Annotated in this window: 22 protein-coding genes; 14 read left to right on the top strand and 8 right to left on the bottom strand. The window is 66.7% G+C overall.

Annotation, left to right across the window (positions count from 1 at the left end; translation table 11 throughout):
• The first annotated feature begins 71 nt into the window (after positions 1 to 71).
• From Q7V45_RS24370 to Q7V45_RS24315, 12 genes are all read left to right on the top strand, one after another.
• On the top strand, positions 72 to 1535 hold the full coding sequence (locus Q7V45_RS24370; protein WP_304856923.1) for a GH1 family beta-glucosidase: 1464 nt from the start codon (positions 72 to 74) through the stop codon (positions 1533 to 1535).
• 192 nt (positions 1536 to 1727) lie between these two features.
• A complete protein-coding gene (locus Q7V45_RS24365; RefSeq protein ID WP_304856922.1) occupies positions 1728 to 2570 on the top strand; it encodes a VOC family protein in 843 nt (280 codons plus the stop codon).
• A gap of 50 nt (positions 2571 to 2620) precedes the next feature.
• Positions 2621 to 3712 (top strand): M14 family metallopeptidase, encoded by a 1092-nt coding sequence (locus Q7V45_RS24360; RefSeq protein ID WP_304856921.1) that lies wholly within the window; start codon positions 2621 to 2623, stop codon positions 3710 to 3712.
• The gene (locus Q7V45_RS24355) at positions 3706 to 5205 is read left to right on the top strand and encodes a class I adenylate-forming enzyme family protein (protein WP_304856920.1); all 1500 of its coding nucleotides are present in this window, start codon (positions 3706 to 3708) and stop codon (positions 5203 to 5205) included. Before Q7V45_RS24360 ends, Q7V45_RS24355 begins: the two co-directional genes overlap by 7 nt.
• A gap of 2 nt (positions 5206 to 5207) precedes the next feature.
• On the top strand, positions 5208 to 6221 hold the full coding sequence (locus tag Q7V45_RS24350; RefSeq protein ID WP_304856919.1) for a zinc-binding dehydrogenase: 1014 nt from the start codon (positions 5208 to 5210) through the stop codon (positions 6219 to 6221).
• The gene (locus Q7V45_RS24345; protein WP_230550547.1) at positions 6218 to 6646 is read left to right on the top strand and encodes a PaaI family thioesterase; all 429 of its coding nucleotides are present in this window, start codon (positions 6218 to 6220) and stop codon (positions 6644 to 6646) included. Before Q7V45_RS24350 ends, Q7V45_RS24345 begins: the two co-directional genes overlap by 4 nt.
• A 63-nt stretch (positions 6647 to 6709) precedes the next feature.
• Positions 6710 to 8314: an ABC transporter substrate-binding protein gene (locus Q7V45_RS24340; RefSeq protein ID WP_304856918.1), complete on the top strand. Its 1605-nt coding sequence runs from the start codon at positions 6710 to 6712 to the stop codon at positions 8312 to 8314.
• Entirely contained in the window at positions 8299 to 9315 is a 1017-nt protein-coding gene (locus Q7V45_RS24335; RefSeq protein WP_304856917.1) for an ABC transporter permease, read from the top strand. Before Q7V45_RS24340 ends, Q7V45_RS24335 begins: the two co-directional genes overlap by 16 nt.
• Positions 9315 to 10154 (top strand): ABC transporter permease, encoded by an 840-nt coding sequence (locus Q7V45_RS24330; protein WP_304856916.1) that lies wholly within the window; start codon positions 9315 to 9317, stop codon positions 10152 to 10154. Before Q7V45_RS24335 ends, Q7V45_RS24330 begins: the two co-directional genes overlap by 1 nt.
• Positions 10151 to 11137, top strand: coding sequence for an ABC transporter ATP-binding protein (locus Q7V45_RS24325; protein ID WP_304856915.1), 987 nt, complete (start codon positions 10151 to 10153; stop codon positions 11135 to 11137). Before Q7V45_RS24330 ends, Q7V45_RS24325 begins: the two co-directional genes overlap by 4 nt.
• Positions 11138 to 11139: 2 nt before the next feature.
• On the top strand, positions 11140 to 12081 hold the full coding sequence (locus Q7V45_RS24320; RefSeq protein ID WP_304856914.1) for an ABC transporter ATP-binding protein: 942 nt from the start codon (positions 11140 to 11142) through the stop codon (positions 12079 to 12081).
• A 19-nt stretch (positions 12082 to 12100) separates the two neighbouring features.
• Positions 12101 to 12658 carry a hypothetical protein gene (locus Q7V45_RS24315; protein WP_304856913.1) on the top strand — a complete coding sequence of 186 codons (558 nt, stop codon included), beginning with the start codon at positions 12101 to 12103 and terminating at the stop codon, positions 12656 to 12658.
• Positions 12659 to 12751: 93 nt separating this feature from the next.
• On the opposite strand, the gene Q7V45_RS24310 is transcribed toward Q7V45_RS24315, so the two are convergent.
• The 7 genes from Q7V45_RS24310 to Q7V45_RS24280 all read right to left on the bottom strand — a co-directional run bounded on the left by Q7V45_RS24310 (position 12752) and on the right by Q7V45_RS24280 (position 20966).
• On the bottom strand, positions 12752 to 13798 hold the full coding sequence (locus Q7V45_RS24310) for an amidohydrolase (RefSeq protein WP_304856912.1): 1047 nt from the start codon (positions 13796 to 13798) through the stop codon (positions 12752 to 12754).
• Between the two features lie 10 nt (positions 13799 to 13808).
• Positions 13809 to 14657 carry an SDR family oxidoreductase gene (locus Q7V45_RS24305; RefSeq protein ID WP_304856911.1) on the bottom strand — a complete coding sequence of 283 codons (849 nt, stop codon included), beginning with the start codon at positions 14655 to 14657 and terminating at the stop codon, positions 13809 to 13811.
• Positions 14658 to 14715: 58 nt separating this feature from the next.
• Positions 14716 to 15639: a serine/threonine dehydratase gene (locus Q7V45_RS24300; RefSeq protein ID WP_304856910.1), complete on the bottom strand. Its 924-nt coding sequence runs from the start codon at positions 15637 to 15639 to the stop codon at positions 14716 to 14718.
• A gap of 6 nt (positions 15640 to 15645) precedes the next feature.
• A complete protein-coding gene (locus Q7V45_RS24295) occupies positions 15646 to 16197 on the bottom strand; it encodes an HD domain-containing protein (RefSeq protein WP_304856909.1) in 552 nt (183 codons plus the stop codon).
• Positions 16194 to 17246 carry an alpha/beta hydrolase gene (locus tag Q7V45_RS24290; RefSeq protein ID WP_304856908.1) on the bottom strand — a complete coding sequence of 351 codons (1053 nt, stop codon included), beginning with the start codon at positions 17244 to 17246 and terminating at the stop codon, positions 16194 to 16196. Before Q7V45_RS24290 ends, Q7V45_RS24295 begins: the two co-directional genes overlap by 4 nt.
• A complete protein-coding gene (locus Q7V45_RS24285; RefSeq protein ID WP_304856907.1) occupies positions 17243 to 19918 on the bottom strand; it encodes a hypothetical protein in 2676 nt (891 codons plus the stop codon). Before Q7V45_RS24285 ends, Q7V45_RS24290 begins: the two co-directional genes overlap by 4 nt.
• Positions 19919 to 20096: 178 nt before the next feature.
• Positions 20097 to 20966 carry a protein-L-isoaspartate O-methyltransferase gene (locus Q7V45_RS24280; RefSeq protein WP_304856906.1) on the bottom strand — a complete coding sequence of 290 codons (870 nt, stop codon included), beginning with the start codon at positions 20964 to 20966 and terminating at the stop codon, positions 20097 to 20099.
• Positions 20967 to 21131: 165 nt separating this feature from the next.
• Here Q7V45_RS24280 and Q7V45_RS24275 point away from each other — a divergent pair, with 165 nt between their 5' ends.
• On the top strand, positions 21132 to 22136 hold the full coding sequence (locus Q7V45_RS24275) for a tripartite tricarboxylate transporter substrate binding protein (protein ID WP_304856905.1): 1005 nt from the start codon (positions 21132 to 21134) through the stop codon (positions 22134 to 22136).
• A 3-nt stretch (positions 22137 to 22139) separates the two neighbouring features.
• On the opposite strand, the gene Q7V45_RS24270 is transcribed toward Q7V45_RS24275, so the two are convergent.
• Positions 22140 to 22934 (bottom strand): SDR family NAD(P)-dependent oxidoreductase, encoded by a 795-nt coding sequence (locus tag Q7V45_RS24270; RefSeq protein ID WP_304856904.1) that lies wholly within the window; start codon positions 22932 to 22934, stop codon positions 22140 to 22142.
• A gap of 268 nt (positions 22935 to 23202) precedes the next feature.
• Between Q7V45_RS24270 and Q7V45_RS24265 the strand changes: the two genes are divergently transcribed.
• A complete protein-coding gene (locus Q7V45_RS24265) occupies positions 23203 to 23814 on the top strand; it encodes a nitroreductase (protein ID WP_304856903.1) in 612 nt (203 codons plus the stop codon).
• The last annotated feature ends 368 nt before the right edge of the window (positions 23815 to 24182 follow it).

Here is a 24182-nt window from a genome sequence, read left to right as displayed (position 1 = left end):
CGGCATTTCGCGGTGGACTGGCATGGTGGATGCTTCGTACGGTTGCTGACCGACCGGAGCCGCGCCAGCCGATGCCCTTCAAACTGACCCGCCGCCGCACTCTTCTCGCCGCGGCGGGCACCTCCGCCCTGGCGGCCGCGGCCTACGGATCGGCCCACACGGCTTCCAGAACCGTCCAGAACCCGGGCCGCCCAGGGGGATTTCCCGAAGGCTTTCGGTGGGGCACTGCGACCTCGGCCTATCAGGTCGAGGGCGCGGCCCGCGAGGACGGTCGCGGCCCCTCGATCTGGGACACCTTTACCCGGGAGCCGGGCCGGATCCGCGACGGCTCGACGGGCGATGTCAGCGTCGACCATTACAATCGCTACAAGGAAGACGTGGCGCTGATGAAGTCGATGGGCGCCCGAGCCTATCGCTTCTCGATCGCCTGGCCGCGTGTGTTCCCCGAGGGAACAGGCGCCGCCAATCCAAAGGGGCTCGATTTCTACGACCGGCTGGTCGACGAGCTGCTCGCCGCCGGCATCGAGCCCTACGCAACGCTCTATCACTGGGACCTGCCGCAGGCGCTGCAGGACGGCGGCGGCTGGGAATCGCGCGACACCGCCCGGGCGTTCGGCGACTACGCGGCCTATGTCGCCGGCCGGCTCACCGACCGCGTACGTCAGGTGTTCACCATCAACGAGATGCAGACCTTCGTCGAGCAGGGCCACGACACCGGGAACTTCGCCCCGGGCCACAAGCTGCCGCCCGGCCGGCTGAACCAGGTCCGTCACCATGCGGTGCTGGCGCATGGCCTCGCCGTGCAGGCCGTGCGGGCCAGCGGACGCCGCGGCACGATGGTCGGGCCCGCTGAAAACATCGCCACGGCGCTGCCCGCCATCGAGACGGCCGAGAACATCAGGGCCGCCGAGCAGGCGACGCGGGAGCTGAACGCGCCCTATCTCACGGTGATGATGGAGGGCCGCTACACCGACGCCTATCTCGCGAAGACGGGCCGCGACGCGCCCCGCTTCACCGACGAAGAGCTGAAAATCATCTCCAGCAAGGTCGATTTCGTCGGCCTGAACGTCTATGCGCCCAGCCAGTATGTGCTGGCGAGCGAGGCGGCGCCGGGCTTCACCCCGGTGCCCTTCCCGTCGTCGCATCCGCGCATGGCATCCTCCTGGCTCCTGCTGGGGCCGGAGGCGCTGTACTGGGCACCACGCCACGCCGCCCGGCTCTGGCAGGTGAAGGACATCTTCATCACCGAGAACGGCGCGTCGGCGGCCGACGAACCGACGCCGGACGGCATGGTTCACGACGTCGACCGCGTGATGTACCTGCGCAACTGTCTGATGCACCTGCAGCGCGCGACGGCGGAAGGCGTTCCGGTCCGCGGTTATTTCCTGTGGAGCCTGCTCGACAATTTCGAATGGGCCGACGGTTACGAGATGCGGTTCGGTCTCGTCCATGTCGACTACGCGACGCAGAAACGAACCCCCAAGCTCAGCGCCGCCTTCTATCGCGAAGTCATTTCGCGCAATGGACTGGCATGAGAACAGTGGCAAATCGCAGGCCACAAAACGATGTTCACCGGCGCGGCCCGAAATAGGATTTCATTTCTGCCTAGCGTGCGAAATTTGGAAACAGTTTTCGCGCATGAAAGTATCGCCCCCTAATATAAGAATTCCTGACGTGCCCGCTGTGCCAAGATGGGCGACGCTGTGAACGGCGAGAGGGGAAAAGAAATGAAGCTGCCCGTAGCGACGCTCGATCATGTGGTCATCAATGCCCGTGACGACATGGACCATGCGGCCGATGTCTATACGCGTCTGGGCTTTTCGCTCACCGAACGCGGCTATCATTCGCTCGGTTCGATGAACCACCTCGCCATGTTCGGCACCGACTATCTCGAGCTGATCGCCATTCCGAAGGACGCGTCGTCCGGGCGCCTCGACCTGCTCACCTTCCCGTTTGGCCTCAACGGTCTCGTCTTCGGTGCGGAAGATTCCGCCGTCACCTACGAGGCGCTGAGCAAGGCGGGCGTGCCGGTCGACCCGCCCGTCGAGTTCACGCGGCCCGTGAAGGTCGGCGACGAGATGCGCGATGCGCGTTTCCGCACCGTCCGCATGAAGGCCGGCGTCGTGCCATATGGGCGCGTCTACTACTGTCACCACTTCACCCGCGACGTGGTATGGCGCGACGAGTGGCGTCACCACGCCAACGGCACGGTCGCCATCGTGCGCTTCCTGATCGTCGAGCCGGATCCCGCGGCGGCCTCGAAGCTCTATGCCGACATGTTCGGACCGGAGGCGGTGCGCGACATCAAGGGCGGCAAGTCGGTCGTGGTCGGCAACTCGCGGGTCGACATCGTGACCGAGGACGAGCTGAAGGCGCAGTTCGGCGATGCCGTGCCAGATGCCGAGGGCCGCAAGGCCTATATGGCCGGCCTCACTTTCCGCACGCTGTCGGCGGCGAAGGCGGCACGTGCCTTGCAGGACGGCGGCATCAGTGGAGTGGCTGTGACCGCGGGCCGGGTCGTCGTGCCGGCCAAACAGGCGTTGAATGCGGTGTTGGAGTTCATCGAATAGTCTGAAGAGCAATCGTCAGGGCTGCTGGGGAGCGGCCGAGAAGGGACGCCATGGAATATTACGATTGCTTCGCCGCGAGCTATGCCAACGCGCGAGCGAAATTCCTGAAGGCGGCGACCGCCGCCCGGGGCGAGGTGCGCTCTTTCCTGCACCCCGCGAAGAAGGCGCCCGACGGCGGCCCTCTGGCGATCGACGTCGCCTGCTTCGGCGACCGGAAGGCGGCGCGGCAGGCGCTGTTCCTGAGCGGCACGCACGGCCAGGAAGGCTTCTCCGGATCGGCCGTCCAGATCGGCTGGCTCAATTCGGGCGGCGCGGCGCGGCTGCCCGCCGATGTCGGCGTGGTGCTGGTCCATGGGCTCAATCCCTATGGTTTCGCGCACTTCACGCGCACGACCGAGAACAACGTCGATCTCAACCGCAACTTCATCGACCGCGAGGCGGGCGCGGCGCCAGCCAACCCGCACTACGAAACGCTTCATGCCGACCTGCTGATCCGCGAATGGACCGACGCGGAGAATGAACGGATTGCCGGCGTGCTCGACCGCTTCGCCGAGAGCAAGGGGCGCGACGTGCTGTTCGATACGCTGGCGCGCGGCCAGTACCAACATCAGGACGGGCTGATGTTCGGCGGCAAGGATCGCGAATGGTCCAACCGGACGCTTGAGACCATCGTCGCCGAAACGCTGGCCGATGCCGAGCGCGTGGCCTTCATCGACTGGCACACCGGCATCGGCGAGTACGGCAAGCCGTTTTTCCTCTGCTTCAACGATACCGCGGGCCCGCTGTTCGCGCGCGCCTGCGACTGGTGGGGCAAGGACAATGTCGACGGCGTGCGACCGCACGGCATGGAACGGCCGAACTACACCGGCCTGGTCTTTCACGGCGTGCAGCGCTTCCTCGGCAATCGCGACATGTGCGGCGCGGTGATCGAATTCGGCACGCGTGGCGTCAACATGCGCCGCGTGCTGCGGCTGGACCAGTGGCTGCGACGGCAGCACGGGCTCGATCCCGACGTGCGCGCCACCCTGCAGGCCGACATGATGGATGCCTTCTGCCCGTTCGATGGCCAGTGGCGCAAGGACACGCTCGACTACGGGCTGAAGCTCACCGACCAGGCACTCTCGGGACTCTCTTCATGGTGACGATCAAGTACGACAACCAGGGCGACGCGATCTCGCGCGACGTGCCGGCCGACAGCCTGGCGCTGATCGACGCGGGCGGCAACGGCCACGAGCGCAGCTACACCTATGGCGACATTCTGCGGCTGAGCGGGGCGGTCGCGCGCGGGCTCCTGAAGCGCGGCCTGCAGCGCGGCGACCGTGTCGCGATCCTCTCGGCCAACCGCGCCGAGTACCTGCTGACCTTCCTCGGCACGATGCAGGCCGGCCTCGTCTCCGTGCCGGTGAACTACAAGCTGCCCGCCGAGACGGTCGCCTATGTCGTGGGCGACTGCGACGCCAGGCTGGTGATCGGCGACGACGCGCGGCTGCCGCTGGCGCCGGACGACGTGCCGAAACTCTCCTTCGACAGGGACTTCGAGAACCTGCTCGACGAGGGGCCGTTCACGCCGTTTCCCATGAAGCCCGAGGAGCCGGCGATGTTCCTCTACACGTCGGGCTCGACGGGCCGGCCCAAGGGCGTGGTGCTGTCGCACTATTCGCACCTCTGGGCGATCAGCCAGCGGGTGCGCCGGCCGGGGCCGCTCGGCCAGCGCGCGCTCGTGGCAGCGCCGCTCTATCACATGAACGGGCTCGCCATGTGCCAGACCACCTTCTCGCAGGGCGACACCGTGGTGCTGCTGCCGCAGTTCACGACCCGCGGCTACGTCGAGGCCGCCGCCAGGCATCGCGTGGCCTTCCTGACTTCGGTGCCGACCATGATCGCGATGATGCTGCGCGAGCGCGAACTGCTGGCCAGCGCCGATCTCTCGGCCGTCGAGGCCGTCCGCATGGGCTCGGCGCCCGTTACCCAATCGTTGATCGACCAGGTGCACGCGGTGTTTCCAAAGGCTGTGGTCAGCAACGGCTACGGCACCACCGAGGCCGGCCCCGTCGTGTTCGGTCCTCATCCCGAGGGCCTGCCGCAGCCGGTACTCTCGACGGGCTATCCGCATCCCGAGGTTCAACTCCGCCTCGTGCGTGACGGAAAGGAAGTGCAGGACGAGGGCGAGCTCCAGATGAAGTGCGGCGCACTGATGACGCACTATCACAAGCTGCCCGCGAAGACCGCCGAGGTCATGACGCCGGACGGCTATTACCGGACCAGCGACGTCTTCCGGCGCGACGAGAACGGCTTCTTCTATTTCGTCGGCCGGGTCGACGACATGTTCGTCTGCGGCGGCGAGAACATCTATCCCGGCGAGGTCGAGAAGATGCTCGAGCGACATCCCGGCATCCACCAGGCCGCGGTGATTCCCGTTCCCGACGAACTCAAGGGCCACAAGCCGATCGCTTTCGTCGTCAGGGCGGCCGGCGCCGAGCTCGATGAGCCGGCGGTGAAGACCTACGCGCTGGCCAATGCGCCGGCCTACCAGCATCCGCGACGCGTGCTGTTCGTCGACGAGATGCCGCTCGCCGGGACCAACAAGATCGACAAGCGCGTACTCGCGAAGCAAATCCCAACCGGAGAAGTATAACAATGAAAGCTGCTGTCGTCCGTGAACACGGCGGACCGGACCGCCTCGTCTTCGAGACCAACTTCCCCGACCCGACGCCCGGCGAGGGCGACGTGATCGTTGCCGTGAAAGCCTCGTCGCTGAACTACCACGACGTCTTCACCCGCCGCGGCATGCCGGGCATCAAGGTGCCGATGCCGGCGATCATGGGTCTCGACGTTGCCGGCGAGATCGCCGAGGTCGGCCCGGGCGTCACCGGCTGGAAGAAGGGCGACCGCGTCCTGGTCGATCCGATCAACCGCGTCGAAGGCGGCCTGATGGGCGAGACGGTGCACGGCGGCCTGGCCGAACTCTGCAAGGCGCGGGCGCACCAGCTGATCAAGATCCCCGACGGCGTGAGCTACGCCGATGCCGCGGCGCTGCCCGTGGCCTACGGCACGGCGCTGCGCATGATGGTCACCAACGGCCATGTCGCGAAGGGCGAGAAGGTCCTGATCCTCGGCGCCTCGGGCGGCGTCGGCGTCTGCTGCCTGCAGCTCGCCAAGCTGGCCGGCTGCGAAGTGATCGCCTGCGCCGGCACCGATGCCAAGGCCAAGCGCCTGGCCGAGTTCGGCGCCGACAGGACGATCAACTACATCGAGAAGGATTTCATGAAGGAGATCTTCGCGATGTACGGCAAGCCGACACGACGCGGCAACGGCACCGACCAGGGCGTCGATGTCGTCGTCAACTACACCGGCGGCGACACCTGGGTGAACTCGCTGAAGACGCTCAAGGTGGGCGGCCGCCTGCTGACCTGCGGTGCCACCGCCGGCTACGCGCCCACCGAGGACATCCGCTTCATCTGGACCTTCGAGCTCAAGATCCTGGGCTCCAACGGCTGGATGCGCACCGACATCGAGAAGCTCCTGGAGCTGGTGCAGAGCGGCAAGCTCAAGGTGCTGGTCGACAAGATCTTCCCGCTCGCCGAGGCGCGCGAGGCGTTGCGCGTGATCGAGGATCGCGAAGTGTTCGGCAAGATCGTGGTGGCGCCATGAGCGACAAGCTCCAGCCGCTGACGTCCGAGGAGATGCAGGCGCAGCTCGACCGCTCGCCGTTCATCGCCTTTCTCGGCCTGAAGGTGATCGCGAGCGATCCGGCGAAGGAGGAGGTCACCATGACCTGCGCCATGCGGCCGGAGTTCGAGCGCGGCGCCGGCACGGGCCAGTGGCATGGTGGGCCGCTCGCGGCGATCATCGACACGGTCGGCGACTATGCGCTGATCATGGCGCTGCGCCGCCCCCTGCCGACCATCAACTTCCGCGTCGACTATCTCCGACCCGCAATCAAGACCTCGCTCATCACGACGGCGCGCGTGCGCCGTGCCGGCAAGAGCGTGGGCGTGGTCGACGTCGACGTGTTCAACGAACAGAAGGCTCTCCTCGCGGTGGGCCGTGCGACCTATTCGACGCTGCAGACCTAGACCACACGGTATGAAGTTTGCTTCGTCTGGCTTGGGACTTGGGGATTGGGAACGGAGGCTGTCATGACGATCAAAGTTTCACGACGCGTGTTTGGAGCAGGCGTGCTGGCCGTCGGTGTGGCCGGCACGTCCCGGGGATCGTTCGCACAGGGCACGCCCAGACGGGGCGGCACCCTGGTGGCGACCTGGGGCGGCGGCGAGCCGCAGGCCTGCTACGTGCCGGCCGGCGGTGGCTCGAGCCCGACCTTCTCCTCGTCCAAGCTGTTCGAGCGGCTGGCCCGGCGCAGGATGGACGGCGTGTTCGAAGGCGTGCTGGCCGAATCGTGGAAGCCGTCGGCCGACTTCAAGACCTACACGGTGAAGATCCGCAAGGGCGTGAAGTTCCATGACGGCAAGGACATGACGGTCGACGACGTCGTCTATTCCGTCAGCGAGATCTGGAAGAAGTACGCCGTTGCGTCGGCGCTCACCGACTTCGCGGGCATCGAGTCGCCGGACGCCGATACGGTCGTCTTCAAGTACAACAATCCGACGCCGGAGTTCTTCTTCGCGTCGACCCTGTGCTCACCGGTCGCCTACATCGTGCCGAAGCATGTCTATGCCGGCAGCGATCCGGTCACCAATCCGGCGAACAACGCGCCGATCGCCACGGGTCCGTGGAAGTTCAAGGAGTGGGTGCGCGGCAGCCACTTCGAATATGTGAAGAACGAGAACTACTGGAAGAAGGACGAGCCCTATCTCGACCGCCTGATCATCCGCTACGTGCGCGATCCGGCCGGCCGCGCCGCGGCGATGGAGGCGGGCGACATCCACATCGGCGTGTTCAACCCGGTCGCGCCGCCGGACATCAAGCGCCTGACCGGAACCGGCAAGTTCGTCGCCACCCCCAAGGGCTACGAGGAAGCGGTCTGGTCGACGACGCTCGAATGCAACATGCGCAATCCGGTCTTCGCCAAGCGCGAGGTCAGGCAGGCCATGTTCCACGCCGTCAATCGCGAGTTCATCGCAAAGACGGTGTACTACGGCTATGCGCGGCCGGGCACGAGCCCGATCTACTCCCCCAACAAGGAGTTCTTCACCGCCGACACGTTCAAGACCGGCTTCGATCCGAAGAAGGCGGCCGCCCTGCTCGACGCGGCCGGCTTCCCGAAGAAGGCGGACGGCAAGCGCTTCACCCTGAACCTGCTGGCAGCAGGCTGGTTCCAGGAGAACGGCAAGGTCGGCGCCTACGTGAAGCAGGCCCTCGAGGATGTCGGCGTCGGCATCAATCTCACGGTTCCGGACCGTCCGAGTTCGATCAAGCGCATCTACACTGACTACGATTTCGACCTGGCGATCTCCAACCAGGCCAATCCGTCCGAGCCGGTGCCATCGACCACGCAGTACTTCACGACCGATGGCATCCTGAAGGGCGTGCCCTTCCGCAATGCCTCGGGCTATTCCAATCCCGACGTCGACAAGCTGGTCGCCAGCATCAAGATCGAGACCGATCCGGCAAAGCGCAAGGCTCTGGTCGTCGAGTTCCAGAAGGTCATCGCGCAGGAAGCCCCGCTCCTGCCGCTGGTCGAGCTGGAGTCGATCACCCTGGCGAGCACCAAGGTGCAGAACCACTCGAACGACCCGAACTTCCTCGCGGCAAGCTGGGGAGACCTATGGCTGGCGAGCTAGTCTCGCCGACGCCCGCCCTTCGCGGCTCCGCCCGGCGCACGGCGGCGCTCCGGCTCCTGCGGCGACGGCTGATCCAGGCCGTCCCGCTGATGCTGGGCGTGGTGATCATCAATTTCTGCCTGATCCAGATGGCGCCGGGCAGCTTCCTCGAACTGATGACGGCCGAGAACCAGGTGAGCGACCCGGCGACGGTCGCCCTGCTGCGCAAGACCTACGGGCTGGACGATCCGGTGTGGATGCAGCTGCTGAAGTACATCTGGGCGCTGCTGCATTTCGACTTCGGATTCTCCTATCGCCAGAACATGCCGGTCATCCAGGCGATCTGGATCCACCTGCCGGCGACCGTCCTGCTGATGGTGTCGAGCATCGCGCTGGCGATCTCGATCGGCGTGGCGGCGGGAGTCGTCGCCTCGATGAAGGTCCGCACCTTCTGGGACAGCCTGGTCTCGATCGCCGCCATGTTCTTCTACGCCGCGCCCAGCTTCTGGCTCGGCATCATGATGATCGTGCTGTTCTCGGTGAAGCTCGGCTGGCTGCCGGTCGGCGGCATGATGAAGATCGGCGGCAATGGCGGCGTGCTGGATATCCTGCACCACCTGATCCTGCCGACTCTGGCCTTGGGCCTGTTCTATGCCGCGATCTATACGCGCGTCATGCGCTCCTCGATGCTCGAGGTCGCGCAGCTCGACTTCGTGCGCACGGCGCGCGCGAAGGGCCTCAGCCGCAACAAGGTCACGATCCATCACGTGCTGCGCAACGCGCTGCTGCCCGTGGTCACGATCCTCGGCGTGCAGATGGGCACCGTGCTGGCCGGCAGCGTCGTGATCGAGAGCGTGTTCAGCTGGCCGGGCGTGGGCTCGCTGCTGTTCGACAGCGTGAGTTCGCGCAACTATCCGGTCGTGCTCGGCATCATGGTGCTGGGCTCACTGGTCGTCATCGCCGCCAACATCGCGGTCGACCTCATCTACATGTGGCTCGATCCACGCATCGAGATCCGCTGATGCAACGCTTCGAGTTCGTCGCCCGTTTCGCCCGCAATCGCGGCGCCCTGGTCGGCGCCTGCCTGATCCTGTTCGTCGCCCTGATGGCGGTCTTCGCCTCGGTCTTCTTCCCGACCGACCCGTTGCGCATCGTCGGCCTGCCCGAACTGTGGCCCGGCGAGGACCCCGAGTTCCCGCTGGGCACCGATTCGCTGGGCCGCGACATCCTCTCGATGATCGTGCACGGCGCACGGGCGACCCTGCTGATCGGCCTGTTCGCCTCGGCGGTCGCCACGATCATCGGGGTGGGCGTCGGTGCCACCGCCGGCTATTTCGGCGGCTGGGTCGACGAGATCGCCATGCGCGTGGCCGAGCTGTTCCAGACCATCCCGAACCTGATCTTCGTGCTGACCATCGTGGTCATCCTGGGCTCGACCCTGACCAACATCGTGATCGCCATCGGCATCGTGAGCTGGACGCCGATCGCGCGCATGACCCGGGCGGAATTCCTGTCGCTGCGCGACCGCGAGTTCGTGCAGGCCTGCCGCTCGATGGGCATGAGCGACCTCCGGATCATCGTCTCGGAGATCCTGCCCAACGCGCTCCCACCGGTGATCGTGCTCTCCTCGCTGGTCGTGGCCGGCGCCATCCTGTTCGAATCGGCCGTCTCCTTCCTCGGCCTGGGCGATCCCAACGTCGCGAGCTGGGGGCGGCTTGTCGGCGACGGCCGCCAGCTCATCCGCAGCTCCTGGTACATCTGCGCCATCCCGGGCATCGCCATCATGATTACCGTGCTCTGCCTCAACCTGGTGGGCGACGGGCTGAACGACGCGCTCAATCCGAAGCTGAGGGACCGGTGATGAGCGGCTCGGCCCTTCCTCTGGAGATCGTCGACCTCCGCACCACGCTGTTCACGCGCCGCGGCGAAATGAAGGCGGTCGATGGGCTGAGCCTCACCGTCGGCGCCGGCGAGACCGTGGCCCTGGTCGGGGAGTCCGGCTGCGGCAAGTCGCTGTCGGCGCTCTCGATCATGCGACTGCTGCCCGATCCGCCGGCCCGCATCGTCGGCGGCCAGGTGAAGCTCAACGGACGGGACATCGTGCCCCTGCCCGAGGAGACCATGCTCGGCATCCGGGGCAAGGAGATCGGCATGATCTTCCAGGACCCGATCAGTTCGCTGAACCCGGTCACCACGGTCGAGAAACAGATCGTCGAAGTGCTGATGACCCACACCGAGCTCGGCCGCGGCCAGGCGCGCGTGCGCGCCCACGAGCTGCTGGAGCTGGTCGGCATGCCGGACGCGGCACGGCGGCTCGACGCCTATCCGCACCAGCTGTCCGGCGGCATGTGCCAGCGGGTCGTCATCGCCATGGCGATCGCCTGCAGCCCGTCGGTGCTGATCGCCGACGAGCCGACCACGGCGCTCGATGTCACGGTGCAGGCGCAGGTGCTGGCGCTCCTGAAGAAGCTGCAGGCCGATGCCGGCATGGCGATGATCTTCATCACCCACGATCTCGGGGTCGTGGCCGAGACGGCCGACCGGGTGGTGGTCATGTATGCCGGCCGCAAGGTCGAAGAGGCTTCGGTCGACGAGCTGTTCGAGAACCCGCTGCATCCCTACACGGTGGGCCTGATCGGCGCGACGCCGACGCCGGGCGCCGAGCGCGCCGAGCGGCTGGCCGACATTCCCGGCATGGTGCCGCCGCTCAACGCCCTGCCGCAGGGCTGCGCCTTCGCGCCGCGCTGCACGCGGGTGATGGACCGCTGCCTCACCGAGAAGCCCGCCCTCACGGTTCCCGGCCCGGGCCGTCTCGTCGCCTGCTTCGCGGCAGAGAGGGGCTGACCATGTCGTTGCTGTCCCTGCGCGACGTGCGCGTCCAGTTCAACACCGCGGGCGGCGTCGTCCGCGCCGTCAACGGCGTCAGCCTCGACCTCGCCGTGGGTGAAACCCTGGGCCTCGTGGGCGAATCCGGGTGCGGCAAGTCCACTCTCGGCAAGGCGATCATGAAGCTGGTGCCCGTCGCCGGCGGCGAGATCCTGGTCGAGGGTGTCGACATCGCGCCGCTCAATCGCGAGCAGCTCACCGACATGCGCCGCAAGGTGCAGATGATCTTCCAGGACCCCTACGGATCGCTGAACCCGCGCTCGACCGTGGGCCGTTCGGTGGCCCAGCCGATGGTCCTGGCCGGCTGGAAGCCGGAGGCGACGGCCGAGCGGGTCGAGACCCTGCTGCGCTGGGTCGGCCTGCCGAGCGACGCCAAGCAGCGCTACCCGCACGAATTCTCGGGCGGCCAGCGCCAGCGCATCGGCATCGCCCGCGCCCTGGCGCTGAGCCCCAAGCTGATCATCTGCGACGAGCCGGTCTCGGCGCTCGACGTCTCGGTGCGCGCGCAGGTGATCAACCTGCTCGAGGACCTGAAGAGCCAGTTCGGCGTCTCCTACCTCTTCATCAGCCACGATCTCAGCGTGGTCGAGCATATCGCCGACCGGGTGGCGGTGATGTATCTCGGCATGCTGTTCGAGGTCGGCGGCCGCGACCAGATCTGGAAGAGCCCGCAGCACCCCTATACCAGGGCCCTGCTGGCGGCGGCGCCAATCGCCAACCCGAAGCTCGCGCGCGCCCGTCAGCGCACGGTGCTGCAAGGCGAGCTGCCCAGCCCCCTCAACCCGCCGCCCGGCTGTCCCTTCAATTCACGCTGCCCGATGGCCCAGGACCGCTGCCGGGTCGAGAAGCCGGTGCTGCGACCGGTCGGCAATGGTGCTCAGGCAGCGTGCCATTTCGTCTGATTTGGCTATGATCCGGGCCATGAGACTGCCCGCCCTCGTCGCCGCCCTGCTTGCCGCCGGTACCGTCTCCGGCGCCGCTTCCGCCCAGACCATGGAGTTCGCCTGCCCCGACCCGGGCACGACCTTCACCTACGACAGCGGCGTCAAGGTCGTGGCGCGCGGGCGCGAAGGCATGGACTGCCTCATGGACCGGGTGGGCGGAAAGCCGTTCAAGCTGCGCGCGCTGCTGTTCGACAATCCATCCGCGGATGGCGCCGACCTCTCAGCCTATATCGCCGCCTTGCGGCCCGAGCGCCTGTGGCCGCTCGAGGTCGGCAAGAAGATCGAGGCGAGCTACAGGGTGGGCGGCGGCACCTGGACCTACACGCTCGCCGTGGCGCGCTACGAGCGGCGCACCGGGCCGGGCGAGAAGATGATCGACGCGTTCCTGATCGAGATGAACGAGACCGGCGACAAGGGCCAGCGCACCATCTCGCGCTGGTGGATCTCGCCCGCCGACAAGTTCGCCATCCGCTACGATTTCAGCGACGGCGCCGGCAAGGCCAACCGCGCGGTGGTGACGGAAGTCACGAAGTAGGCACGGAACGACGCCGCGCTTCAGCCTCAGGAGGCTAGGAGACTCGTGCGGTCGGTTGAGTCCGCCTTCATGGTCGTGCTTCCGACGAAACAGTCAAAGACCGAGCCGATAGAACCTCGATGCCGTGTCGTGGAACAGGTCGGCCTTCTCCGCCGCACTCGCGCCCTGTGCCAGCCTCTTGCAGGCGTTCCAGAATACGCCGTAGCCGTACGAGCCCTTGTCGACAGGGAAGTTGCTTTCGAACATCGCACGGCTGGGGCCGAACGCAGCAATGCAGGTCTCCACGTAAGGCCGCCAGGCGGCGGCGAGCTGCTCCGAGCTGGGCGGCAGCTCGCCTTCATGGACGTCGAAGCCGAACATCTTCATGCCGAGACCGCCGAGCTTCACGTGAACGTTGGGGCACGCCGCCAGCTCGCGGATACGGGTGCTCCAGTCGGCGAACACCTCGTCGCGCTTGCCCTTGTAGCGGCCAAGTCCGATCGGGCCGCCGACATGGTTCATCACGATCGGTGTCGCCGGAAAGGCGCGCGCCAGGTCGACCACATCGCCGAGTTGGGGATGGAAGGCCCAGGCGTCGAAGCTGAGACCGAGCGGCGCCAGTTGCGCGAAGCCCTCGCGCACGCGCTTGTCGAGCAACAGCCCCTGCGGCCGGACGAATGTGGCGCCCCACTGCGCCTGGTCCGGATCGCTGGACGCGATATAGCGGATGCCACGAAACCGCCCACCGCCCACCGCGATCATCGCCTCGAGGACCTCGGCCACCCTTGCGCCCAGCATGAGGTCGGCATAACCCACGATGCCGGCGCAGAGGCGTGGCTTGCCGTAGCCGCCACTGGCGCTCATCGCCGCGACCCCGTTCGCGAACTCGATCTCGCCCACCGGCCGCATCTCCTCAGGCCCGCCGGCGCGATACATCGACAGCCACTCCAGATAGACGGTGGCGACGATGCTGTGGCCGCTGCCGATATCCTCCAGCAGGTCCGACATCAGGTATGTGCCGCTCTCCGGCCGGTCGATCAGGTGATGGTGCGGATCGACGATCGGCAAGGCGGGATCGAGCGGGTCCTCCCGGCGACGATCGAGCCATTCCTTGCGTATGGCCAGGTGCGAGCTGATCTGTGCGCTGATCGCGGACGACATCGCTTCCTCCTCAGTAGCTCGGCTTGGTCGAGAACGGCGTCAGCTGTAGCTCGTGCGTCCAGACCGACCGGTCCTGCGTGTGAAGGTAGTAGAAGGCCTCGGCGATCTTCACCGGGTTCATCACTTGCTCGGGATTCTGCCGGGCACGCGGCAACGCGTGAGTGCCGGGCGAATCAATGAGGCCGTCGATCACGACATTGGCGACGTGCACGCCATGCTCAGAATATTCCTCAGTGAGGACCTGGGCCAGTGTGCGCATCATCACCCGCGGATAGTAGAGCGACTGGCCCGTCATCCGCTTTCGCCCGCGCAACGAGCTCGAATTGTTGGAAAAGAAGAAGGAGCCCTCGCCGCGCTTGCGCATCGCCGGCAGGACTTCCTTGGCGACCAGGAACGGGCCGCGGCTGGCGATGTGCTGGGCGGTGTCGAACATCTCCACTGGGATGTGCTCGAGCAGCTCCTTCTCGGGCGGCAGGTCGCGGCCTTCGAGATAGCCCGCGTTGTAGACCACGACGTGCGGATCTCCAGCGTCGTTACGGATCGTGGCGAAGGCCGCGGCGACCGACTCTTGCTGCGAGAGATCGAGCTCGACGATGGTGCAGTCGCCGCCCTGCGTGCGGATCGCCGCCTCGAGCGTCGATGCGTTGGCGGCCGTTCGGGTCGTCAGCACGACGAAGAACTCCTCGGCCGCGAACTTCTGGGCAATGGCGCCGCCGATGCCCCAGCGCACGCCGACCGGCAGATCGCTGTCGTCCACCGCCTTGCCATGGGCTAGCCTGGTGTTACGGCCATCGGCCTGCCATTTCGACGTGGCGCCGATGATCACGGCGACCGGCTTGCCGTTGGTGTTTTTTGCCATTTGAGCTGCTCCCCTACCTGATCGCGATACTCCTCGGGATACCAGCGAATGGAAAGGGCTAGGCCACCGATCCCGGATCGGTGTTGGCGCCGCAGATCAACGTCGCGACGCGTTCGCCCGGCGCGGGACGATAGGCGCCGGCGCGCAGGGCAGCGAGGCCGGTCGCACCGGCCGGTTCGGCGACGATGCGCAGCTCGTCCCACAGCGCACGCTGCGTCTCGCGCACGGCCTCGTCGGTGACCAGCACGGAGCAGCGGACCAGCGCACGCGCGAGCTCGAAGTTCGGGGTGCCGATGCGGCTGGCGCCCAGCGCGTCGGCGGCGATGCCGGAGATCGCGACGTCGACCGGCTTTCCGGCCTTCAGCGCCTCGTGCAGGGTCGGCGTGCCCTCGGTCTCGACGGCGACGATCTTCTTCGCCGCGCCGATCGCGGCAGCGCAGCCCGCGATCAGGCCGCCGCCGCCGACGGCGATCAGCAGCGTGTCGAACTCCGCCTGCTCGGCGAATTCCAGCGCGACACTACCGGCGCCGGCGAACACGACCTCGTCCTCATAGGCCGGCACCATGAGGGCACCGGTTTCGGCGGCGCGCGCCTCCGAAGCGGCGCGCGCTTCGGCGTAGACGGCACCGACCTGGTTCACGACCGCGCCATAGCTGCGCAGCCGGGCCACCTTGGCGGGCGATGCAATGGTGGGCACGAAGATCTCGGCCTTGTGGCCGAGCGCCCGCGCCGCATAGGCCGCGGCGGCACCATGGTTGCCACCGGACGCGGCGATGATCCCGGCGGCCGGCACCTTCGAGGCCAGCAGCTTGTGGAACGCCCCGCGCCCCTTGAACGTCCCGCTGACCTGCAGCGATTCGAGCTTGAGGGCCAGCGGGGCCGTCACGCCGAGCGAGCCGGCAACGAGTTCGATGACCGGCGTGCGGCGCACATGCGGACGGATCAGGCCCCAGGCGGCCTCGACATCGGAACGGGAAATCATGCGGCCTCAGGCGCGACGGCAGGCCGGGACGTGTCGCAGGTAGTGATCGAAGTCGGGCGTGCTGGCACGCGGGTCCTTGGCTTCCTCGTCGTAGCGGCGCAGCCGCACCGCCTCGGCGTGATAAGGGTTGGCACGGAAGGCTTCGACTTCGTCGGGCGACATCAGGCCGCCCTGGAGTTCGAGGCTGCGCACCGAGTCGGCCGCCAGCTTGCCGAAATAGTCGGGCTCGACCGTGCAGAGATAACGCTTGGCCGTCACATGCAGGCGGACCGGCTCGCTGACCGCGGGCTCGAATCGCTCGGCCAGCCATTGCGCGCCCAGCGCCTCATGAACGTCGTCGACGCCCTGCGAGGCGGGATCTTCGCCCAGCCCGTGGATCATGTGCCCGACATCATGCAGCAGCGAGGCCAGCACGGTTGCCGGCGGCGCGCCGTCGGCCTCGGCCAGCGCCGCGGCCTGCAGCGCATGCTGCAGCTGGTTGATGTCGGAGAGGCCGTAGCGGCGCGTGGCGCGGCCGGCGAAGATTTCGAGGAGTTCCTGGCGAAGCGGGTCGTTCATGCGTTCTTTTTACCATGAACCGGGTCGTATCCGGGAATCCGGGAAAGCACCTGCTTCAAAGGGTCCGCCTGCCACGCGCGCGTAACAAAATCGCCATGCATGTCGAGTCCGCCGGTGGGCCCCACGAAGCAGGCCGTGCCCGGCGTCAGGGCCCTCGGGTCAGTGCGGGTGAAGGGAATACGCCGCTTGGTCAGCAGCCCCTGCAGGGTGGCGTTCTCTTCCTTGGTCGAGTCGGTGAAAGCGCTCAGCAGGAAGGCCTGCCGTCGGCGGGCCGCGAACCAGGCGGCGAACTTCGGCTCCTCGCCATAGAGCGCATCCAGCAGGATCAGTCCGTTCACGCGATGGTTGGCACCGCCACGCTCCAGCGCATAGGCGGCCGACAGGTACCCGCCGCTATAGGCGGCGATCGTCACCGGCGCGAGGTTGAAGCCGCGGCCGGCCTTGCGATCGCCATAGAGACGCATCAGCCGTTCCGCCGCCTCGTCGAGATACTTGGCGAAATGTCCGCCGCGCCAGAAATTGCCGGCGCTCGAATCGAGGGCGTCGACGGCGAGCTGCGGCGCGACCAGCACGATGTTCTTTCCCGACTCGTCGACCTGCCGCGGCACGGCCTGGCGCAGCACGACGTCTCGCTCCAGCGTGGCGCCCTGGCCATGCAGGAACAGCAGGATCATCACCGGTCGCGACGGATCGAAGCCCTGCGGCAGGTAGAGCAGCGAGCGGCGGTCGCTGTAGGTCGTCTCCTCCCAATAGACGTCGCCGCGGCCCGTCGTATGGCCGCGCCGCTTGCCGTCGCGCGCGTCGAGAAAGGGCTTCGTCGTGCCCGGGATGACGCTGCGATAGGGAAAGGGCGAAGCGTCGAACGCCACGAGCTGCGTCTTCGCCTCCTTCAGGCCGGGCGGCGGCGCGGGCGCGGCCGGCTTTGCGGCATGCACCGGTGCGGGCTTCGCGGCAGGCTTGGGCGCCTGCCGCTTGCTGGGTTTCCTGGGCTGGGCGTGCGCGGCGGTCGGCATCAGGAGAGCCCCCAGCAGCAGCGCCCGCCGTTTCACGCGACGGCGGTCCGCCCTGCCCCCGTCGCCTGGGGCTGGAGCGGCATGATGACCGAGAAGAAGGCGGGCAGCGCGATCAGATAGGCGAAGGCGCCGACCAGCACCACGGCCGGCAGGCCGAAGCTGGTCGCCACGATCGGCACCAGCGCGGCGCCGATCACCGAGAAGCAGCCGTTGATGCCCCACGCCCACAGGAACATGTGATCCTTGCCCAGGCGCCCGAGCAGCGTCATCGCGGTCGGCATGGGGAAGCCCATGAGGAAGGCCGGCGGGAAGACGATCAGCAGGCAGAGCAGGATGCGCAGCGCGTAGGGCAGCGTGCCGATCCAGTCGAGCGCGTAGTCGATGGTGAAGGCATAGACCGCCAGGATCGCGAAGATCGCGAGGAAGACCTTGGGCATGAACGAGCGCGCCCGGTCGAGATAGCGCTCGGAGAAGAAGCTGCCGATGCCGGAAAAGACCAGCATGCCGGTGATCAGCACCGAGGCCGAGACGGTGGCGTTGGAGAGCGCCAGGATGAAGTGGGAGATCATGCCCACCTCGACGATGATGTAGCCTAGGCCGAGGCACAGGAAGTACAGCATCGTGCCGGCCTTGCCGGGGTAGTGGCTGAAGATGGTACGCCAGCCGAACACGACCGGGAACAGCACCAGGGTCAGCGCGAAGACCGTGGCGATGCCGAGCGTCGCCCACAGAAGCAGGTAGCCCCACTCGTCCTGCACCAGCTCGAGCCGGTCGGTGAACTTCAGCAGGTCGGGCACCTTGATGTAGGCGGCGAAGTACGGCTGGTGGTTGGTCAGGATGCGGGTGTCGAAGACGTATTCGTCCGCAACCTGCTGCCAGCCACCGTTGATCAGATAGTGCCAGGCGAGGCGGCCGAGCACGGTCGCCGGCACGACCGGCGCGGGCGGCGGGCCGTCGGCTACGGCTTCGGTCGCCCCGGGAGCGCCCATTGTATTCGCTCCGGGGGGCGGCTTGTCGTTGGGCTCCGTCTCGGCCGGCGCAGTCGGGTCATGGGCTTGGCCGGCGAAGAAAAACTGGTCGCGATAGTCCTGCAGGATCTGCTTCAGGTCGCCCGTGTCGACCTTGAGGCCGGGATAGTAGATCGCGTCGAACGACATCGCCTTGGTGTGGGCGTTGAGCAGCTCGATCTCGGCCGGCGTGAAGCCGTCGCGCTTGTAGAGCACGGTGGCGGTCGAGAGATAGGACGAGACGACGTAGAACTTCTGGGCGATGTCCTTGCCGCCATCGACGTCGCGGGCCGCGGCGGCCATCGTCGCATAGAGCTTCAGCACCGACTTGGGCGGCTCTTCCTTGTTCCACAAGGTCACCGACAGGACGCCGCCCGGCGTCAGGGCGCGCATGTAGGCGGTCATCGCCTCGCGGCTGTAGGAATATTTCTCGACGATCGAGAAGCCGCCGGGGCTCGACAGGCCGGCCGAATCGGCCAGCGACAGGTCGATCACGTCGTAGCGGTTCTTGGTATGGGCGACGTAGAGTCGGCCGTCATAGTCGATGACGTTGACCTTCGGGTTGTTCAGGACGTCGCCGGTGAAGTCGCGCAGGAACTTGTCCTCGCGGAAGGCGGAGAGCAGCGCCGGGTTGCCCTCGGCCACCGTGACCTGGCTGGAGCCCGACTTCAGCGCCACCGCCGTCGAGATGCCGCCACCGAACTGGACCACGAAGGTCTTCGGGTCCTTCTTCAGCAGGTAGGGATAGTACATCGGCAGGTACTTGAAGTACGCCGTCTGCTCGGCCGGCAGGTCCTTGATGATGCCGGCCGGACCCTCGGAATCGATGTAGAGGCCAAGATAGGCGTTCGACGGCATCTTCTCTAGGTTGAAGGCCGCATTGTCGGACTGGCCGGGCGCGAAGTGCAGATACGAGCTGGCATAGACCTCGATGTAGCCGAACGGCGAGGCGCGCTCGTAAACGCGCTTGGCGTCGGGGAACTTGCGGGCGTAGGAAACGCCCTTGTAGTCCGACACGGCGAGCTTGGGGATGCCCAGCACCTGCGGCGCAAAATGGTGCGCGGCCGCCGACAGGATGGCGACGACGACAATGGCCATCGTGCCGCGGCGGTCGCCCAGCGCCACGAACCACAGAATGCCACCGGCCAGCCACAGGAGCAGCGGCGCCATGATCAGGTCGTCGGGCCGCCAGACATACATCGCCAGCAGCACGGTGAGGCCGCACAGGCCCGAGCCGACGAGATCGGCGAAATAGACGCGGCTGAAGGTCTTCTTGGCCTTCAGGAAGATGACGCCGAGATACAGGGCGCCCGCCAGGAACGGCAGGAAATAAAGCACGAAGTTGGCGAACAGGCGCCACTTCTGAACCGGATCGGAGATCAGGAAGATCGCGTTGAACGGCACCTGCTGGGCGGCGAGGTTGCACACCACCATCAGCGGGCCGAAGGCCAGAAGCGCACCTTTCACGGAGCCGATCCAGTGGCGCTCGAACCAGCCCTTGCCGACGCACATCACCGCGCTGGTGAGGCCGAAGCCGAACATGGCGAGGCTGACCACCAGCGAGCCGAAATGGGCCCAGCTGCCGACGGAAAACACGCGCATGATGCCGATCTGCAGCGCGATGATGCTGCCGGCGACCAGGCCTACGGACAGATAGAAGGAGAGCGGCGGGCGGTGATCGAGATCGACCGTGACGGACAAGGGGGATCTCCGTTGTTCTTGTTGGATCGCTTCATGCGATCTCTAGAGGGGACGACCTTCAGCCGTTCCGATCTTGATTGTCATCCCGAGGCCGCAGGCCGAGGGACCTTTGCTGTCCGCGAAAGGTCCCTCGCTTCGCTCGGGATGACACCGGTACCGAGACGCCGTCCGCACGACCTCAGCGGTTGTGCGTACCGACGATCTTTTCGCCATCGAGCTTGGTGAAGGGCACGAACGGCACGATCTTGCCGCCGTAGATGTCCTCGCGGCTGGTGGTGATGGAGCCGTCGGCGCCCTGCGTCTTGGTCACCTTGAGCACGCGCTGCGCGCCCGGCGGGCCGACCGGAATAACCATCAGGCCACCGGACTTGAGCTGTTGCAGCAGCGGCGGCGGCACATGGTCGATGCCGCAGGTCACGATGATCTTGTCGAACGGCGCGGCCTCTTCCCAGCCGTAGAAGCCGTCGGCGGCCTTGGTCTTGATGTGCTTGTACTCGGTATAGCCCTTGTCGATCAGCTTGTCGTAGAGGCCCCGCGTCCGCTTGGCGAGCGGCGCGATGATCTCGATCGTGTAGGCATTCTCGGTGAGGTTGGCGATGTAGGCCGACTGCACGCCCGAACCGGTGCCGATCTCGAGCACCTTCTCGCCGCGCTTGACGTCGATCACGTTGGTCATGCGGCCCTGGACGTGCGGGCCGGACATGGTCACGCCGTAGCCGATGTCGAGGAAGGCGTGTTCGTAGCCACGCTTGGCAATCGCCGGGCTGATCGCGGCGAACTCTTCGCGCGGGGTGAGCAGGAAGGCGCGCATCGTCGCCTGGCCCCAGATGTCCTTGTTCCGGATCAGGGCCTGGAAGCGGTCCCAGCGCTGGCCGAGGGCAACGGGATCCTCACCGCGGGCCTTGCCCCAGGCGATGAAGTTCTCGCGCGAGTCCATCGGCGGGTTGAGATCCCAGCTATAGGGCTTGATCGTGGCAGCGATGGCCGGGGCGGCCAGGGCACCGGCGGCGAGCGCGACCGAGCCGGAGACGAAAGTGCGCCTCTTCAAGATATTCCTCCTTGGCGCGGACCCGTTGAAAGAGAGGGACAAACCGCCGGAAAAGCCCGGCGGTTCGGGGGCGACCGCGCGTCGAATAGATACGGGAATTGTGGCGGATTTGCCAGCGCGGCCATGCTAGGTCGTCGGTAACAATCACGAATCGAGGGAGGAATCATGAGCCGTAATCTATCCCGCCGCGCCGCCTTGGGCGCCGCCGCCGCACTGCCCGCCGCCGCCCTGCTGCCCCGGGGTCTGCAGGCCCAGGCCGCCTGGAAGCCGACCCAGAACGTCCGCATGGTCGTCCCGGCCGCGCCCGGCGGCACCACCGACATCGCCGCCCGCCTGCTGGCGGCCTATCTGACCGAAGCCTGGGGCCAGTCCTGCGTCGTCGACAACAAGTCGGGCGCCGGCGGCGTCATCGGCTCGACCGAGGTCGCCAAGGCGGCGCCCGACGGCAACACGATCCTGATGGGCAACATCGGGCCGCAGTCGATCGCCTACTCGCTCTACCGCAACATGCCCTACACACAGGCCAGCCTGATCCCGGTGTCCAACGCCATCACCGCGCCCAACGTGCTGGTGGTCCACCCGTCGGTCCCGGCGACGACGGTGCCGGAGTTCGTGGCCTGGCTGAAGGCCCAGAACGGCAAGGCCTCCTACGCCTCGTCCGGCACCGGCCAGTCGCCCCACCTGTGCGGCGCCTGGTTCCTGCAGCTCACGGGCACGAAGGCCGAGCACATCCCCTATCGCGGCGCCGCGCCGGCGCTGGCCGACCTGACGGCGGGCGTCACCCAGTTCTTCTTCGACAATCTGACGACCGCCATCGAGTTTGTGCGCGCGGGCAAGCTGCGAGCGCTCGGCCTCACCTCGGCGCAGCGCAACCCGCTGACCCCCGACCTGGTCCCGATCAGCGAGACCATGCCGGAACTGAAGCCCTTCGATGTCTCGACCTGGTTCGGCGTCTTCCTGCCGGCCAACACGCCCAAGCCCATCGTCGATTCGCTCAACGCCCAGATGAAGGCGTGGCTCTCCGATCCGAAGACCCTGGAGCGCATCAAGACCATGGCGGGCTTCCCCGCCTATGGCACGCCCGAGCAGTTCAACGCCTTCGTCACCGCGCAGATCGCGCAATGGAAGGGCGTCATCGACAAGGAAGGGCTGAAGCTCGACGTGAACTGAGACTCACATGATCTGGTTCACGACGCCGCCATCGACACGCATGGCGGCGCCCGACGTGCCGGACGCGGCTTCGCTGCAGAGATAGACGCCAAGCGCTGCCACCTCCTCCGACGAGGTGAAGCGCCGGATCAGCGAAGTCGGCCGAAAGTCGCGCAGGAAGCCCGCCTCGATCTCCGCGACACTCACGCCCGTGGCCTGGGCCCGCTCGGCGCGCATCCGGTCGGTGTTCTCGGTGTGGGTCGGACCGGGCAACAAGGCGTTCACCGTGACGCCCGTGCCCGCGAGTTCCATGGCGAAGCCGCGCGACAGGGAAAGCTGCGCGGTCTTGGTCATGCCGTAGTGGATCATCTCCTTGGGAATGTTCAGCGCCGATTCGCTCGAGACGAAGACGATGCGGCCCCAGCCGCGCCCGGCCATTCCAGGCGCGTAGTGGCGCGTGAAACGCACACCGCTCATGACGTTGACCTCGAAGAAACGCTGCCATTCGCCGTCGTCGATCTCGAAGGCGGGCTTGCGGCCATAGATTCCGAGATTGTTCACCAGGATGTCGACCTGCGGCACCTTGCCGAACACAAGCTTCGCGCCCTCCGCCGAGGCGCAATCCGCCGCGATGCCCATGGCTTTAGCGTCCGGCAGGGCTTCCCTCAGCCGCTTCAACGCGTCGTCGACCCTCGCCTGCCCGCGCCCCGTGATCACCACGCTGGCGCCTTCGGCGGCGAGGCCTTTGGCGATGGCGTAGCCGATGCCGGCGGTCGAGCCGGTGATAAGCGCATGCTTGTTGGCAAGTCCCAGTTCCATGGCATTCCCTCCTTCAGGGCCGTCCCATGAGATGTGTTGTGCCGGCCGCCCGGAGGCGTGTCGCACGCCGACGGCGCGGTCACTATTCTTCTCTTCTATAACGAAAATCCGACGATCCGAGGTCGCCGCGGCGCGGGAGGGGGGGTCTCGTTTCATCTGTTTCGTATATTTCGTTTGTTTCGTTTGCGCTCCCGGGCCGGGCGAGATGTTCAGGCTGCTGCACAATACGCAAATGACAATCGTTTGCATTTACACTATAGACGGTGTCATGCCTGACATCACCCCTGCGCGCGAGCCTCGTCTGCTCGCCCTCGACCAGTTGCTGTCCCGCCGCTCGGTGGGTCCCCTCCAGGAGCCGGCGCCCGAGGGCGCCGACCTCGACCTGATCCTCGACGCGGGCCTGCGCGCGCCCGACCATGGACGGTTGAGGCCCTGGCGCTTCGTCGTCATCCGCGGCGAGGCGCGCCTCGCGTACGGCGAAAAGCTGGTCGAGGCCGTCGCCCTGCGCGATCCGGCGAATGCCGCAACGCTTGCCGAACGCTATCGCGCCTGGGTCCGACGCACGCCGATGCTGATCGCCGTCGGCGCCGTCGTGAAGCCGGGCAACATTCCCGAGATCGAGCAGCTGCTGGCCGCCGGGGCGGCCGCGATGAACATGCTGAACGCGCTGCACATGCTGGGCTATGGCGGCATGTGGGTGACCGGCCCCAACGCCTACGATCCCAATGTGAACACGCTGCTGGGCTTCGAAGCGCCGTCGCGCCTCGTCGGCTTCCTCACGGTCGGCACGCCAGCCCCCTCGACCGCCCCGGTTCCGGCGCGGCCCGACCGGGCCGCGCACGTATCGGAGTGGAAGGCCGAGCAGAGCTCGGCCTCCTGAGCGTCAGGACATCGCTTGCGATGTCCGGGAGCGCCGAAGGGCGAACGACCAGCTCATGACCCCTCTGTCGGCTGGCGGCTTGGTTACAAGCCGCGAGCCGCCACCTCCCCATTTGAATGCAGGAGTGTCCGGGGAAAGATTGAAGAGGTCCGGCAAATCGCCAGCAGCGGCAACGACACGTTACAATCCAGGGAGTGTCCGACTCAGGACCCCGAGTCTGGTCCAGCCGGCCCTTTTTGTACGCACTTTGTCAGCCCGAGCGCAGCGAGGGACCTTTGTCGGTGGCTCTAAAGGTCCCTCGCTGCGCTCGGGATGACAATTTTCCCCTATCCGAAATCGCGCGTCATTTTCCCCGGACAGCCCTGCAT

Origin of the sequence: Reyranella sp. (assembly GCF_030651995.1) — a bacterium.
In the GTDB taxonomy this organism is placed as follows: domain Bacteria; phylum Pseudomonadota; class Alphaproteobacteria; order Reyranellales; family Reyranellaceae; genus Reyranella.
The sequence above is the reverse complement of the archived record's forward strand: the minus strand, read 5'-3'. Positions and strand labels throughout refer to the sequence as shown.

What these genes read in the sequence shown, in the direction of transcription:
- Q7V45_RS24270 (WP_304856904.1), bottom strand. Translation starts at nt 22,934, where the DNA reads ATGGAACTGGGACTTGCCAACAAGCATGCGCTTATCACCGGCTCGACC.
- Q7V45_RS24355 (WP_304856920.1), top strand. Translation starts at nt 3,706, where the DNA reads ATGGTGACGATCAAGTACGACAACCAGGGCGACGCGATCTCGCGCGAC.
- Q7V45_RS24345 (WP_230550547.1), top strand. Translation starts at nt 6,218, where the DNA reads ATGAGCGACAAGCTCCAGCCGCTGACGTCCGAGGAGATGCAGGCGCAG.
- Q7V45_RS24330 (WP_304856916.1), top strand. Translation starts at nt 9,315, where the DNA reads ATGCAACGCTTCGAGTTCGTCGCCCGTTTCGCCCGCAATCGCGGCGCC.
- Q7V45_RS24350 (WP_304856919.1), top strand. Translation starts at nt 5,208, where the DNA reads ATGAAAGCTGCTGTCGTCCGTGAACACGGCGGACCGGACCGCCTCGTC.
- Q7V45_RS24360 (WP_304856921.1), top strand. Translation starts at nt 2,621, where the DNA reads ATGGAATATTACGATTGCTTCGCCGCGAGCTATGCCAACGCGCGAGCG.
- Q7V45_RS24340 (WP_304856918.1), top strand. Translation starts at nt 6,710, where the DNA reads ATGACGATCAAAGTTTCACGACGCGTGTTTGGAGCAGGCGTGCTGGCC.
- Q7V45_RS24315 (WP_304856913.1), top strand. Translation starts at nt 12,101, where the DNA reads ATGAGACTGCCCGCCCTCGTCGCCGCCCTGCTTGCCGCCGGTACCGTC.
- Q7V45_RS24275 (WP_304856905.1), top strand. Translation starts at nt 21,132, where the DNA reads ATGAGCCGTAATCTATCCCGCCGCGCCGCCTTGGGCGCCGCCGCCGCA.
- Q7V45_RS24365 (WP_304856922.1), top strand. Translation starts at nt 1,728, where the DNA reads ATGAAGCTGCCCGTAGCGACGCTCGATCATGTGGTCATCAATGCCCGT.
- Q7V45_RS24320 (WP_304856914.1), top strand. Translation starts at nt 11,140, where the DNA reads ATGTCGTTGCTGTCCCTGCGCGACGTGCGCGTCCAGTTCAACACCGCG.
- Q7V45_RS24305 (WP_304856911.1), bottom strand. Translation starts at nt 14,657, where the DNA reads ATGGCAAAAAACACCAACGGCAAGCCGGTCGCCGTGATCATCGGCGCC.
- Q7V45_RS24295 (WP_304856909.1), bottom strand. Translation starts at nt 16,197, where the DNA reads ATGAACGACCCGCTTCGCCAGGAACTCCTCGAAATCTTCGCCGGCCGC.
- Q7V45_RS24265 (WP_304856903.1), top strand. Translation starts at nt 23,203, where the DNA reads ATGCCTGACATCACCCCTGCGCGCGAGCCTCGTCTGCTCGCCCTCGAC.
- Q7V45_RS24300 (WP_304856910.1), bottom strand. Translation starts at nt 15,639, where the DNA reads ATGATTTCCCGTTCCGATGTCGAGGCCGCCTGGGGCCTGATCCGTCCG.
- Q7V45_RS24335 (WP_304856917.1), top strand. Translation starts at nt 8,299, where the DNA reads ATGGCTGGCGAGCTAGTCTCGCCGACGCCCGCCCTTCGCGGCTCCGCC.
- Q7V45_RS24310 (WP_304856912.1), bottom strand. Translation starts at nt 13,798, where the DNA reads ATGTCGTCCGCGATCAGCGCACAGATCAGCTCGCACCTGGCCATACGC.
- Q7V45_RS24370 (WP_304856923.1), top strand. Translation starts at nt 72, where the DNA reads ATGCCCTTCAAACTGACCCGCCGCCGCACTCTTCTCGCCGCGGCGGGC.